Origin of the sequence: Collimonas sp. OK307, assembly GCF_900113705.1 — a bacterium.
In the GTDB taxonomy this organism is placed as follows: Bacteria; Pseudomonadota; Gammaproteobacteria; order Burkholderiales; family Burkholderiaceae_D; genus Collimonas.
Genome location: NZ_FOQI01000003.1, coordinates 1 through 12478 on the forward strand (window position 1 = coordinate 1; position 12478 = coordinate 12478).

14 protein-coding genes are annotated in these 12478 nt (G+C 54.7%); 3 read left to right on the forward strand and 11 right to left on the reverse strand.

Annotated elements, in window-relative coordinates:
* The 11 genes from BM205_RS05620 to BM205_RS05670 form a co-directional block, all read right to left on the reverse strand.
* Positions 1 to 290, reverse strand: a 290-nt coding sequence (locus tag BM205_RS05620) for a transposase (protein ID WP_139227217.1), incomplete at its 3' end; no start/stop codon positions are given.
* 116 nt (positions 291 to 406) lie between these two features.
* Entirely contained in the window at positions 407 to 1957 is a 1551-nt protein-coding gene (locus BM205_RS05625; RefSeq protein WP_092413784.1) for a 2-isopropylmalate synthase, read from the reverse strand.
* Between the two features lie 134 nt (positions 1958 to 2091).
* Complete coding sequence (gene lysM, locus BM205_RS05630; protein ID WP_092413388.1) at positions 2092 to 2571, reverse strand: peptidoglycan-binding protein LysM; 480 nt, start codon at positions 2569 to 2571, stop codon at positions 2092 to 2094.
* Positions 2572 to 2684: 113 nt separating this feature from the next.
* Entirely contained in the window at positions 2685 to 3557 is an 873-nt protein-coding gene (pssA, locus tag BM205_RS05635; protein ID WP_092413390.1) for a CDP-diacylglycerol--serine O-phosphatidyltransferase, read from the reverse strand.
* 49 nt (positions 3558 to 3606) lie between these two features.
* Positions 3607 to 4251, reverse strand: coding sequence for a phosphatidylserine decarboxylase (locus BM205_RS05640; RefSeq protein ID WP_092413392.1), 645 nt, complete (start codon positions 4249 to 4251; stop codon positions 3607 to 3609).
* A gap of 374 nt (positions 4252 to 4625) precedes the next feature.
* Positions 4626 to 4823 (reverse strand): hypothetical protein, encoded by a 198-nt coding sequence (locus BM205_RS05645; protein WP_092413394.1) that lies wholly within the window; start codon positions 4821 to 4823, stop codon positions 4626 to 4628.
* Positions 4820 to 5578 (reverse strand): SIMPL domain-containing protein, encoded by a 759-nt coding sequence (locus BM205_RS05650; RefSeq protein ID WP_092413396.1) that lies wholly within the window; start codon positions 5576 to 5578, stop codon positions 4820 to 4822. Before BM205_RS05650 ends, BM205_RS05645 begins: the two co-directional genes overlap by 4 nt.
* Before the next feature lie 167 nt (positions 5579 to 5745).
* The gene (locus BM205_RS05655; RefSeq protein ID WP_092413398.1) at positions 5746 to 6705 is read right to left on the reverse strand and encodes an ion transporter; all 960 of its coding nucleotides are present in this window, start codon (positions 6703 to 6705) and stop codon (positions 5746 to 5748) included.
* 150 nt (positions 6706 to 6855) lie between these two features.
* Positions 6856 to 7872, reverse strand: a complete 1017-nt coding sequence (gene ilvC / locus BM205_RS05660) for a ketol-acid reductoisomerase (protein WP_038491226.1) — start codon at positions 7870 to 7872, stop codon at positions 6856 to 6858.
* A gap of 75 nt (positions 7873 to 7947) precedes the next feature.
* Complete coding sequence (ilvN, locus tag BM205_RS05665) at positions 7948 to 8439, reverse strand: acetolactate synthase small subunit (protein ID WP_014005248.1); 492 nt, start codon at positions 8437 to 8439, stop codon at positions 7948 to 7950.
* A gap of 2 nt (positions 8440 to 8441) precedes the next feature.
* Positions 8442 to 10169: an acetolactate synthase 3 catalytic subunit gene (locus BM205_RS05670; protein WP_092413400.1), complete on the reverse strand. Its 1728-nt coding sequence runs from the start codon at positions 10167 to 10169 to the stop codon at positions 8442 to 8444.
* A 606-nt stretch (positions 10170 to 10775) separates the two neighbouring features.
* Between BM205_RS05670 and BM205_RS05675 the strand changes: the two genes are divergently transcribed.
* From BM205_RS05675 to BM205_RS05685, 3 genes are read left to right on the forward strand one after another with little or no spacing between them, the layout of a single operon-like run.
* Positions 10776 to 11345 carry an RNA polymerase sigma factor gene (locus tag BM205_RS05675; RefSeq protein ID WP_092413402.1) on the forward strand — a complete coding sequence of 190 codons (570 nt, stop codon included), beginning with the start codon at positions 10776 to 10778 and terminating at the stop codon, positions 11343 to 11345.
* A complete protein-coding gene (locus BM205_RS05680; RefSeq protein ID WP_092413404.1) occupies positions 11342 to 11749 on the forward strand; it encodes a DUF3619 family protein in 408 nt (135 codons plus the stop codon). Before BM205_RS05675 ends, BM205_RS05680 begins: the two co-directional genes overlap by 4 nt.
* On the forward strand, positions 11746 to 12474 hold the full coding sequence (locus tag BM205_RS05685; RefSeq protein ID WP_092413405.1) for a DUF3106 domain-containing protein: 729 nt from the start codon (positions 11746 to 11748) through the stop codon (positions 12472 to 12474). The genes BM205_RS05680 and BM205_RS05685 overlap by 4 nt, the downstream gene beginning before the upstream one ends.
* The last annotated feature ends 4 nt before the right edge of the window (positions 12475 to 12478 follow it).

Here is a 12478-nt window from a genome sequence, read left to right on the forward strand (position 1 = left end):
CGCGCTAGTTCACGGCGTAGCTGAACTACTTCGCTTTCCTGTTCTTTCGGCAACCGGCCAGCGCCATTGAAACTGGCAGCCTGGCCACGTTCATCCAATGCCTTGGCCCATTTATAGAGCTGATTTCGGCGAATCCCCAACTCCAGGGCTAGTTCAGTTGGACTCTTCTCGCCTTGTCGCATGCGCTCGACAGCCAGAAGCTTGAAGGCCTTTGTAAACGTGGCGCGCTTTGGCTGTTCAGGGGCGACAGACTTAGTCGTTGGTAACGGGGAAGGTAGCTTTGCTTTCATGGGATCCTCTCGAGGACATATTGTCCCCTATTTGGGATGTCCATCAAACCCGGGCTACCTCAGAGTCAAGTTTCGCGATAGAGCCTGCGAAAGTTGACTCTGACCCTATTTAACTATTACAGCTGCGGGTTTAGCTTTTCGGACTTGGAATGCAATTTATTGAGGGCTGACAAATAGGCTTTGGCCGAAGCAACCACGATATCCAGATCGGCGCCGACACCGTTGACTATGCGACCGGCTTTCGATAAACGCATCGTTACCTCACCCTGTGACTGCGTACCGGTAGTAATCGCATTCACCGAGAACAACAATAACTCCGCGCCACTGGCAACTTTCGTTTCAATCGCATTGACGATAGCATCCACCGGCCCATTACCCTCAGCCTCGCAAGTAGACTCCTTATCGTCTATCGAAAACACCACCTTGGCACTAGGCTTTTCGCCAGTCTCCGAATGCTGCGACAACGACACAAACCGATAGTGCTCCTTACCATGCGACTGCTGCTCATCAGACACCAGCGCAATAATATCCTCATCGAAAATCTCCGACTTACGATCCGCCAACTCCTTGAACCGCGCAAAAGCAGCGTTAACTTCCGTCTCCGATTCCAACGCAATGCCAAGCTCCTCCAACCGCTGCTTGAACGCATTACGCCCAGACAATTTACCCAGCACGATCTTGTTGGCACTCCAGCCCACATCCTCAGCACGCATGATTTCATAGGTATCGCGCGCCTTCAGCACGCCATCCTGATGAATCCCCGAAGCATGCGCAAAGGCATTAGCGCCAACCACCGATTTATTCGGCTGCACCGCAAAACCGGTAATCTGCGACACCAGCTTGGAAGCCGGCACGATCTGCGTAGTATCTATACCGATATCCAGATTAAAGTAATCGCGCCGGGTCCTGACCGCCATGACGATCTCTTCCAACGCAGTATTACCAGCCCGTTCACCCAAACCGTTAATGGTGCATTCAACCTGGCGCGCACCGCCAATCATCACGCCCGCCAGTGAATTGGCCACCGCCATGCCCAGATCGTTATGGCAGTGAACCGACCAGATCGCCTTGTCCGAATTCGGAATCCGTTCACGCAGCGTCTTCAGCATTTGACCGTACAGTTCCGGCACACCGTAACCGACAGTGTCGGCGAAGTTGATAGTGGTAGCGCCTTCCGCAATCACCGCTTCCAGTACCCGGCACAGGAAATCCATATCCGAGCGGCTACCATCTTCCGGGCTGAATTCAACATCATCAGTAAATTTGCGGGCAAAGCGCACCGCCTGCTTGGCCTGTTCGAACACCTGGTCCGGCGTCATGCGCAGCTTCTTTTCCATGTGCAGCGGCGAAGTCGCCAGGAAAGTATGGATACGCTTGCGCTCGGCCGGCTGCAGGGCTTCCGCAGCGCGCGCAATATCCTTGTCGTTGGCGCGTGACAAGGAACAGACAGTGGAATCCTTGATGATGCCGGCGATCGCCTTGATCGCCTCGAAATCGCCTGGGGAAGCCGCAGCAAACCCGGCTTCGATCACATCCACTTTCATCCGCTCCAGTTGCTTGGCGATACGGATTTTTTCATCCTTGGTCATCGAGGCGCCGGGCGATTGTTCGCCATCGCGCAAGGTGGTGTCGAATATGATCAGTTTTTCGGGCGAGTTGGCGGCCATGCTGTGCTCCTGATTGGTCTTGTAAACCATCAATTTTAAAGACTTTGACAGATTCCGGTATAAAAATCACAAAATGCCGGTCGTAAAAAAAGCCGCCCGGGGCAAACCGGGCGGCTATGTTCAGTACCAGTCGATCAGGCTAACGGCGGAATGCGCAGCATCTGCCCCGGATAAATCAAGTCAACGCTCTTCAGCATCGGCTGGTTGGCTTCGAAAATTGACTGGTATTTATTAGGATCGCCATAGTATTGTTTGGAAATCTTCGACAAATTATCGCCGCTGACCACGGTATACCACTGCGATTCGTCTGCAGCCTCGGCAACGGTGAGATCATCGTTTACGCCGGCGACGTCTTTGACGTTGCCGCAGCACAAAATGATTTTTTCCCGGGTTGCCTGGTCCGGCGCCTCGCCGCTGGCAGTAACCGTTGACGAAGCTGCATCAAAGGCAATCGTCAAGCCACTGGTGTCGATACCTTGCGTACCGACGTAGGTTTTAATCGCATCCGCCGCAGCATTTTGCAATTCTTCGACGTTAGGAGCAGCAGCAACTTCCGCTGGTTTATGTCCCAGGAGCTTTTCGCCAGCGTCCTTAAAAAAAGAAAGTAAACCCATTTTTTTCTCCAGTAATAGTTGAAAAAGGATGATGCCACTTGCCTTGCTACCGTGCTGCTTGCAATTTGAGGTTTAACAACATTTAACCTTACTAATATTTCACAGGCATTACCTTAGTCCTTATCGTCGTGCTCGAGTTCCGTCTGCACGATACTCACCGGCGCGCCTTTGAACCAGCGCCAGAAATACACGCCGAAACCCGACAGGCCGTACAACACGAACAACCCGAACAATACTTTCGACGGATCGCTGAAAATCGCCACCAGCGCCAGCACTACCAGGAATGCCGCAATGAACGGCATCGGCTTGCGCAGATTGATATCTTTAAAGCTGTAGAAAGGAACATTGGTGACCATGGTCAAACCGGCGTACAAGGTAATCGCCCATGCCGCCCAGCTTAAGGATGCGCCGCGAAAACCGAGATCGTCCATCAGCCAGACAAAGCCGGCCACCAGGGCTGCTGCCGCCGGGCTCGGCAAACCTTGGAAATACCGCTTGTCGACCACCGCAATATTGGTATTGAAGCGCGCCAGGCGCAAAGCGCCGCCGGCGCAATACACAAAGGCCGCCAGCCAGCCCAATTTACCCATGCCGCGCAAAGACCACTCGTACACCACCAGCGCCGGTGCAGCGCCAAACGACACCATGTCTGATAAACTGTCGTACTGGGCGCCAAATTCGCTTTGGGTATTGGTCAGGCGTGCTACCCGGCCATCCAGGCTATCCAGCACCATTGCCACGAAGATGGCAATCGAGGCTTGATCGAAACGCAGGTTCATCGCCATCACGATCGCGTAAAAGCCGCAGAACAGCGCTGCCGTGGTGAATGCATTCGGCAGCAGATAAATGCCGCGCCGGCGCCGGACTGGCGGGTGCGCATCGTCGTCATCGAGATACGCGTTGCGCTCGGCGTTCTTGTTCGGGCGCAGCGCCTTGGGGAACTGTCCGCCGTTACTCTTCGCTTTACGACGCTTGAATGTGGCCATGTAAGTTCCGTTTCAATCGACTCAAAATACTAACAACACTCAGCATTACTTAAAATTCGGCCAGGATAGTCTCTGTGGCGGATACCTTGTCGCCTACTGCAACCTTAGGTGTCGCCGTCAGCGGCAGATACACGTCGACGCGTGAACCAAAGCGGATAAAGCCGTAGCGTTGACCACGCGCCAGCACATCAGCCACCTTGACGTAGCACAGGATGCGGCGCGCAATCAGGCCGGCTACCTGGACGCAAGTCACGGTCTGGCCGTTGGCGGCAGTAATGACCAGGGCGTTGCGCTCATTCTCGATCGATGCCTTGTCCAGATCCGCATTGACGAATTTGCCGGGAAAATACTGTACTTTCTCAATCTTGCCGTCGACCGGCGCACGATTCGAGTGGACATTGAATACGTTCATGAAAACGCTGATCTTCAAGGCTTCACGATTGGCGTAGGGATCCATGGTTTTTTCAACCACCACGATGCGGCCATCGGCCGGCGACAGTACTGCAGCCGGATTTTGCGGGATCACACGGGCCGGATCGCGAAAGAATTGCAATACGAACAATGCAATAATCCAGAATGGCAGCGACCATGCAAAAGAGAAAAACGTGATCAGCAGCGCAACTGCAAAGGCGATGCCCAAAAAGGGCCAACCCTCGCGGGCAATAATAGGATGGGGATAGTTATTCAACTGCACTCCGGATTATCTTGGTAAATGATGGAAATTTGAAAGCGTGGCTATTCTAGTCGAGCGGGAAATAAATGTAACCTGCTGCTTTATTGCTTAGTCGCCGCTCACATGGCGCTTATTCGGGGCGCAAAGCCAGTTCTGCCAGTCGCCGGGTAAGTCGGTGATATGAGACCGCCTGCATGATATCAGTGGATCTGGATGTTCATCGAAAGAAACAGCGCCTTGGCATTGTATAAAAAGACCAAGCTTTTCGCTCGATTTTATTGATCTGGGTAAATATATTCAGATATATTCAGGGGTGTGTTTTCAATAAAATAACAAAATAGGAAGATATCACAAGAAGCTGAGGCGATCGCCTCAGCTGTCTCTTATTTCTACTGTTATTTCTGCTGCTCTTCCTCTGCCGCTTTAGCCCTGTCCTGAGCTTGCTGCAGCTGCTGCTCTACCCCTTTTGCCTTTTCCAGTGCATCGGTCTGGGTTTTGAAAATTTGCGGCGGGGGCGCCGACGGCTTGCAGCCCGCCAGCACCAACATCAGCGCAGCACCCGCGATAAGGCTAAATACGGCGAGGCGGCTCATTTGAAGCGGACTTTACCAACCACGCGCATGTTCAATGTGGTTTCGCCCGGCTCGAAACTAGGCTCCTCGACCTGAGCCGCGTCGCTCATCGACGCCGCCTTCATCATCATCGCTCTTGGCGCCGGCGCAGAATCCTGGGCATAGTTGCCGGAACCCTCGAAATCTACTGTGTCGATCACGGCATCCGATACATTGCGACCCATTGCACGGGCGATAGAAGCAATCCGCTCGGTCAGGTTCTGGTAGGTGGCGGCGATTCGCTGGTCATCCAGTTTTTTGCTGGTGGCATCGCTCAAGCCGAAATACAAACCGTTGAGACCCAACACGCTTTGCACCGCAGCTACCGTTTTCGGCAAATTGTTCAGGTTAGTCGTGGTGGCGTCCAGATACTGGCCAACGCGCCAACCGGTTGGCTGGCGCGGCTTGTTGGCATTGCCGCGCGGCTGCGGCTGGTCTTCAGGATATACCGGATAGGTGTAATAACCGCGCGTTTGCAGGATCGCTTGCGGATCCTGGCGCTTCAGGATATCGGTGCCCTGCTTCATCTTCAGATTGACGCGGGAAGCTGCTGCCGCCTTGTCTTTATCCTGCTCTTCGACGTTGAAAGTGATCCTTACCTGGTCGTTGGCATGCTTGACTTCTCCATAGGCGGGAACTACCACCAGGGTACCGCTGGTCGGCACCGGCGCAGCATGGGCTGCAAACCCGGTTGCAGCCAACAATGATGACAACATCAGTTTGCGTGATCGCGACATATTCTTCTCCAGGAAAAAAATGGAGCGCTACCGGAAGTGCGCCCCAAAGATGATTAATTACAGAGCACCCTTCGATTAGTTTGTGTCAAATTAGTTCGACGACAATATTGCCTGTGGTCAGCATCAAACGCAAGGTTACAAAAAAACCGGCCGGAATCCTCGCGATTCTATTTTTTTGGCGGGTCGCGATGCGTATTGCGCCCCATGCGCGCCTTGATTTCCGTCAGGTTGCCTGGTGTGGCCGCTGCAGAAGTGCCTGCTGCTGCCTCATCATACTGATACGGCGGCAACTGTTCGCCGCAGTGTTTGCAGAACAGCGAGTCCGCCTCATGTCCTTCGGTAAGGCAATTGGTGCAGGTACGGGTGGTGGGCGTGCCCTTCATCATGGTCATCGCCAGTTCGACGCCGACGATCCCGGTCGGCAAGGCGATGATGCCGTAGCCGAGCAGCATCGCACAGGAGGTGATCAGCTGGCCCATCGGCGTTTTCGGATGGATGTCGCCGTAGCCGGTGGTGGTGAGCGTCACTATCGACCAGTACATGCCGATCGGAATACTGGTGAAGCCGTTTTCCGGCCCTTCGATCACGTACATGATGGTGCCCAGGATCACGCTCATGATCAGCACCACGCCGAGGAACACCATGATCTTGTGGCGGCTGTTACGCAGCGCCTGCAACAAAACCTGCGACTCGTCGAAATAGCGCGGCAGCTTCATGACGCGGAATACACGCAACATGCGTAACAGACGCACGTCGATCAGGAAATGGAGTTCCGGCAGCAGGATCGCCAGGTAGGTCGGCAGGATCGATAACAGGTCGATGATGCCGAACAGGCTGGTGGCGTAGCGCAAGGGCCGCTTGACGCACAACAGGCGCACCACATACTCGATAGTGAACAAGGCCGTGAACAGCCACTCAAGCGCATTCAATATGAGGAAATCGCGGGCACGCACGGTGCCGACGCTGTCGACAATCACGGTCGCCACGCTCAGCACGATGATGATCAGCAAGGCTGTATCGAAGCGGCGTCCTGCATCGGTGTCGGCTTCGAAAATAATCGTGTAAAGACGCTCCCGCCATCCTCGATCGGGCTTGCCGAATTTACTACCGATTGATTTAGTTGCCATGTTGCCTAACGAATAAAGAAAGTCGCCATGATTGGCGATGTCACAATCTAAACAAAGTAGGGATGCAGGTCAATCGATAACGCGTGGGCATTTGAAATGAAAAAAGGACGGCAATGCCGTCCTTTTTGATAGAAGATAATCGAAATCCGATTAGTTCTTCGACTGGTCAACCATCTTGTTCTTTTTGATCCAAGGCATCATGCCGCGCAGTTGCTCACCAACTTGCTCGATTTGGTGCTCTGCAGTGATACGGCGACGGGAAATCAGGGTTGGCGCGCCAGCCTTGTTTTCCAGGATGAAGCTCTTCGCATATTCACCGGTCTGGATGTCCTTCAGGCACTGACGCATCGCGTCCTTGGTAGCTTCTGTAACGATCCGCGGGCCGGTGACATATTCGCCGTATTCAGCGTTGTTGGAGATCGAGTAGTTCATGTTGGCGATGCCGCCTTCATAGATCAGGTCAACGATCAGCTTCAGTTCGTGCAAGCATTCGAAGTAAGCCATTTCCGGCGCGTAGCCGGCTTCGACCAGAGTTTCAAAACCAGCCTTGATCAGTTCAACTGCACCGCCGCACAAAACAGCTTGCTCGCCGAACAAGTCGGTTTCAGTTTCTTCGCGGAAGTTGGTTTCGATGATGCCGGCACGGCCGCCGCCATTGGCGGTTGCGTACGACAAGGCGATATCGCGGGCGCTACCGGATTTGTCTTGATAAACGGCGATCAGGTGCGGCACGCCGCCACCTTGAGTGTAGGTCGCACGGACTGTGTGGCCTGGCGCTTTTGGCGCGATCATGATGACGTCGAGGTCGGCACGTGGCACGACTTGGCCGTAATGCACGTTGAAACCGTGGGCAAACGCCAGCGTTGCGCCTTGCTTGGCGAACGGTGCGACGTTTTCTGCGTAGACTTGAGCAATGTTTTCATCTGGCAGCAAGATCATGATGACGTCGGCTGCTTTCACTGCATCGTTGACTTCAGCCACGTTCAGGCCGGCGTTCTTCGCCTTGTCCCACGATGCGCCGCCTTTACGCAGGCCGACTGTCACCTTGACACCGGAATCGTTCAGATTTTGCGCGTGCGCATGGCCCTGGGAACCGTAACCGATGATGGCAACGTTCTTGCCTTTGATCAGGGAGAGGTCGCTGTCTTTGTCGTAGAAAACTTTCATTTTTAATCCTATATATGTAATTTGATGTTTAAGTTCATTGCGCTGAACATTTCAGCGCGCCGTCTTATTGTTTGCTTAGACTTTGAGAATGCGTTCGCCGCGACCGATGCCGGAACCGCCCGTACGGACAGTTTCCAGAATCGCTGCACGATCGATCGAATCGATGAATGCGTCCAGCTTGCCCTTGTTGCCTGTCAGTTCCAGGGTATAGGACTTGTCGGTGACGTCGATGATGCGGCCACGGAAAATATCCGCGGTGCGTTTCATCTCTTCACGTTCCTTGCCGACCGCGCGCACCTTGATCAGCATCAGCTCGCGTTCGATATGCGCGCCTTCGGTCAGGTCGACCACTTTGACGACTTCAATCAGACGGTTCAGGTGCTTGGTGATCTGTTCGATCACGTCATCCGAACCGCTTGTCACGATGGTCATGCGTGACAAGGTCGCATCTTCGGTCGGTGCGACCGTCAATGTCTCGATATTGTAGCCACGGGCCGAAAACAGACCGACCACGCGCGACAAGGCGCCCGCTTCATTTTCCAGCAATACAGAAACGATATGTCGCATGATTACAGATCCTCCGAACCGAGCAGCATTTCAGTCAAGCCCTTGCCCGCCTTGACCATAGGCCAGACGTTTTCGGTTTGATCCGTAATGAAATTCATGAATACCAGGCGATCCTTCATGCCGAACGCCTCTTTCAGTGCACCGTCCACATCGGCCGGATTTTCAATCTTCATGCCGACGTGACCGAACGACTCGGCCAGTTTGGTGAAGTCCGGCAGCGAATCCATGTAGGACTCGGAATAGCGCGAACCGTAATCGATCTGCTGCCATTGACGGACCATGCCGAGGAAACGGTTATTGAGCAGGATGATCTTCGGCGTCAGGTGATATTGCTTGCAGGTAGCCAGTTCCTGGATGCACATCTGGATCGATGCTTCGCCGGTGATACAGGCCACGGTCGAACCCGGATTGGCCATCTGCACACCCATCGCATACGGCAAGCCGACACCCATGGTGCCGAGGCCGCCGGAATTGATCCAGCGGCGCGGCTTGTCGAAGCCGTAATACTGCGCCGCCCACATCTGGTGCTGGCCGACATCGGAGGTGATGAATGCATCGCCGTCGGTGATCTGCCAGACCTTTTGAATCACGGACTGCGGCTTGATCACTTCTTTCGAATCGGTAAACTTGAGGCAGTCGCGGCCGCGCCATTCGTTGATCTGCTTCCACCAGTTGGACAGGGCCGGAGCATTTGGCCGCGTTTCGGCAGCATCCAGTTGCGCCAGCAGTTCTTGCAGCACGTCCTTGACGTTGCCGACGATAGGAATATCAACCTTGACGCGCTTGGAAATCGACGACGGATCGATGTCGATATGGATGATCTTGCGCGAGACCGAGGTGAAATTTTTCGGATTGCCGATCACGCGATCGTCAAACCGAGCCCCGATCGCGATCAGCACATCGCTGTTCTGCATCGCCATGTTGGCTTCGTAAGTGCCGTGCATGCCAGGCATGCCGACAAACTTGTCGCTGGACGACTTGTAACCGCCGAGACCCATCAAGGTGGTGGTGCATGGGTAACCCAGGCGATCCACCAGCTTGTTCAGCTCAGGCGAAGCATTCGCCAGGATCACGCCGCCGCCGGCATAGATCATCGGCCGTTCGGCTGTCAGTAATAATTGCACCGCCTTGCGGATCTGGCCGGAATGACCCTTGTCGACCGGCTTGTAGGAACGCATTTCGACTTCCTTCGGATAGTCGAAAACGTGGCGGTGCATGGTGATGTCTTTAGGGATATCCACCAACACCGGGCCGGGACGGCCGGTACTGGCGATAAAGAACGCCTTCTTGATGGTCGATGCCAAATCCTTGACATCCTTGACCAGGAAGTTGTGCTTGACGCACGGGCGTGTAATACCAACCGTGTCGCACTCCTGGAACGCATCTTCGCCGATCGCATAAGACGGCACCTGACCCGAAATCACCACCATCGGGATCGAGTCCATATAGGCCGTGGCCAGGCCGGTCACCGCATTGGTGACACCAGGACCGGACGTGACAATAGCCACGCCAACCTTGTTCGAACTGCGGGAATAGGCATCGGCTGCGTGAATCGCAGCTTGCTCATGACGTACCAGGATATGCTGGAATTTTTCTTGCTGGAAAATGGCGTCGTAGATGTACAGCACTGCGCCACCGGGATAACCGAACACGTGTTCGACACCCTCTTCTGCCAGGCAGCGCACGAGAATTTCGGCGCCGGTAATAGGCAAATTTGTATCTTTGTTCATGATGACTAGATCCTTTCAAGGTCCATTGGAAATTGATCGGATGCTCTTTCCTGACGAAATGGCGCAGCGTACCAGTGCCACGGCGTCCCTTTTTTGTGCGATCACGTCATTCCGTTGCGTAGCCGTAGATACGATTCAAAATGGCGCTAAACGCTACTCGTTCGGCCGAAAATTCTGATTCCACCGCTGCCTGTTTCTCGCGCTTGTGGCACGGGTTGGAGCAAACAGCTTACAAATGTAAAGCATGCCTTTCTACTGAGCAACATCTTGGGTCGACAGCGAAAAGGCTTGCACTTCAGGATTCTGAAGTGGATAGCTACCATAATGCGTAGTTTCATTCCGGTCAAGCCAAATTACATGAAATCCAAGTTAAATCATGTCTTTTGCTGTAGATTTGCCCACAACCCGCCCCTTTTTTGCTAGGATTCGGCCAGTCTGGAAATTAATTGCAGGCAGTTAGAAGCCATTACATATCCGGACGCAGGCCAAGGGCGGCAAGCGTAGACGAGTCAACACCGGGGTCCGCCCCAGGTATGATCGTATTCCAACTCGCAACAGAATCTTGAATTAGCAGTAGGTAGTGTATGACCCAATTCGCCGCGAAGCATGGCCACAGATAAAGAACTTTCCGATTTCCTTGAAAACGTAGAACGCCGGGCTTTCAAGCAGGCGGTGTACGCCGTCCGCAAGGACGAATCCGCCTTGGACATCGTTCAGGACGCCATGATCAAACTGGCGGAAAAATACGGCGACAAACCGGCGGCCGAACTGCCGATGCTGTTCCAGCGCATCCTGCAAAACACCATCCATGACTATTTCCGCAGGGAAAAGGTACGCAATACCTGGGTCAGCCTGTTTTCCAGCATGGGGCACAACAATGCCAATGACGAGGATTACGACGTCCTGGAAACCTTCGAGTCGGATGAAGATTCGCAAGCGACCGAATCCAGCGCCAACAAGCTGGAACGTGAGCAAATTCTCAATATGATCGATGAGGAAGTACAGAAACTCCCAGCGCGTCAACGAGAAGCCTTCCTGATGCGTTATTGGGAGGACATGGATGTTGCCGAGACCGCGGCCGCAATGGGATGCTCGGAAGGCAGCGTAAAAACGCACTGCTCTCGCGCAACGCACACTCTGGCGCTATCGCTCAAGGCCAAAGGAATCAGCTTATGAACACTAAAGAAATCAATTTCGCCTTCAAGGTGCGGCACGCACTGAATGAAAACCTGGACAATTTGCCAGCTCCTACCGCTGACCGTCTGGCTGCTGCCCGCAAGGCGGCGATGGCGCGCAAGAAACAAGATGCACCGACCCGCGTGTTGGCGCGTCAAGGTGTATTGGCTGGCCACGCCGGCAGTTTCTTCGGCGACCGCCTGTCCTGGCTGATGCGGATCGGCGTCGCTGCGCCGATTCTGGTTGGCGTGGTGCTGCTGTCCGGTTTGTATCAATACGAACAGCAACATCGGATTACTGCCGCCGCCGACATCGATGCCGCCATGTTATCGGACGAATTGCCGCCATCGGCCTACCTGGACCGCGGTTTTAGCGCCTACCTCGCCCAGCAGCAAGAACAATGACGTCAAACTCTTCCTCCAATCCGAGCGCCCGCAAGCTATCCATCAACCTGCTAGGCAGCCGCCGCAAGCGTTTCATCGGCGCCGCATGTGCGTTGCTGGTGACCGGTGGCGCCGTACTGGCAGTACTCGGCCCGGTTGCGCCGACCCAGGCCGCCGGCCGCCCGACTGCCGCCAGCTTCAAGGAAGTCCCTGCCAACCCGCCTAAAATGACCAAGGTGGTCGATAGCGCCGCTCCTACCTGGAGTGAACTGAGCGCCGTCCAGAAACATGTCCTGGAGCCGCTCGCCCCCGACTGGGATAAATTAAAACCGGCTACCAGGAAGAAGTGGCTGGAAATCAGCGGCCGCTACGCCAGCATGACGCCGGCCGAGCAGGAAAGATTGCAGGCCAGGATGCGCGGCTGGGTAACATTGACTCCCGAGCAGCGCCGTATCGCCCGTGAAAATTACGCTCGTGCCAACAAGCTCGATACCGAGCAAAGAGCGCTGCGCTGGCAGCAGTATCAGCAATTGTCGGAGCAACAAAAGGCAGAGCTGGCGGAACAGGCAACGCCGCGCCACAAACGGGTAACTACCTTGCCGCCTGCCACGCTCAACAAATCCAAACCGGCAGCGCCAGCCAAGCTGGCAGCCCCTGCGAGCCAGGACCAGACTGCGGTAGTCACACCGGCGCCCGCTTCGGGACCAGCGACTGCGCCGGTAGCGCCGGCGCCAGCCACGAAATAAACAT

What these genes read in the sequence shown, in the direction of transcription:
- BM205_RS05645 (WP_092413394.1), bottom strand. Translation starts at nt 4,823, where the DNA reads ATGAGCCGCCTCGCCGTATTTAGCCTTATCGCGGGTGCTGCGCTGATG.
- pssA (WP_092413390.1), bottom strand. Translation starts at nt 3,557, where the DNA reads ATGGCCACATTCAAGCGTCGTAAAGCGAAGAGTAACGGCGGACAGTTC.
- BM205_RS05670 (WP_092413400.1), bottom strand. Translation starts at nt 10,169, where the DNA reads ATGAACAAAGATACAAATTTGCCTATTACCGGCGCCGAAATTCTCGTG.
- BM205_RS05655 (WP_092413398.1), bottom strand. Translation starts at nt 6,705, where the DNA reads ATGGCAACTAAATCAATCGGTAGTAAATTCGGCAAGCCCGATCGAGGA.
- ilvN (WP_014005248.1), bottom strand. Translation starts at nt 8,439, where the DNA reads ATGCGACATATCGTTTCTGTATTGCTGGAAAATGAAGCGGGCGCCTTG.
- lysM (WP_092413388.1), bottom strand. Translation starts at nt 2,571, where the DNA reads ATGGGTTTACTTTCTTTTTTTAAGGACGCTGGCGAAAAGCTCCTGGGA.
- BM205_RS05625 (WP_092413784.1), bottom strand. Translation starts at nt 1,957, where the DNA reads ATGGCCGCCAACTCGCCCGAAAAACTGATCATATTCGACACCACCTTG.
- BM205_RS05680 (WP_092413404.1), top strand. Translation starts at nt 11,342, where the DNA reads ATGAACACTAAAGAAATCAATTTCGCCTTCAAGGTGCGGCACGCACTG.
- BM205_RS05685 (WP_092413405.1), top strand. Translation starts at nt 11,746, where the DNA reads ATGACGTCAAACTCTTCCTCCAATCCGAGCGCCCGCAAGCTATCCATC.
- BM205_RS05675 (WP_092413402.1), top strand. Translation starts at nt 10,776, where the DNA reads ATGGCCACAGATAAAGAACTTTCCGATTTCCTTGAAAACGTAGAACGC.
- ilvC (WP_038491226.1), bottom strand. Translation starts at nt 7,872, where the DNA reads ATGAAAGTTTTCTACGACAAAGACAGCGACCTCTCCCTGATCAAAGGC.
- BM205_RS05650 (WP_092413396.1), bottom strand. Translation starts at nt 5,578, where the DNA reads ATGTCGCGATCACGCAAACTGATGTTGTCATCATTGTTGGCTGCAACC.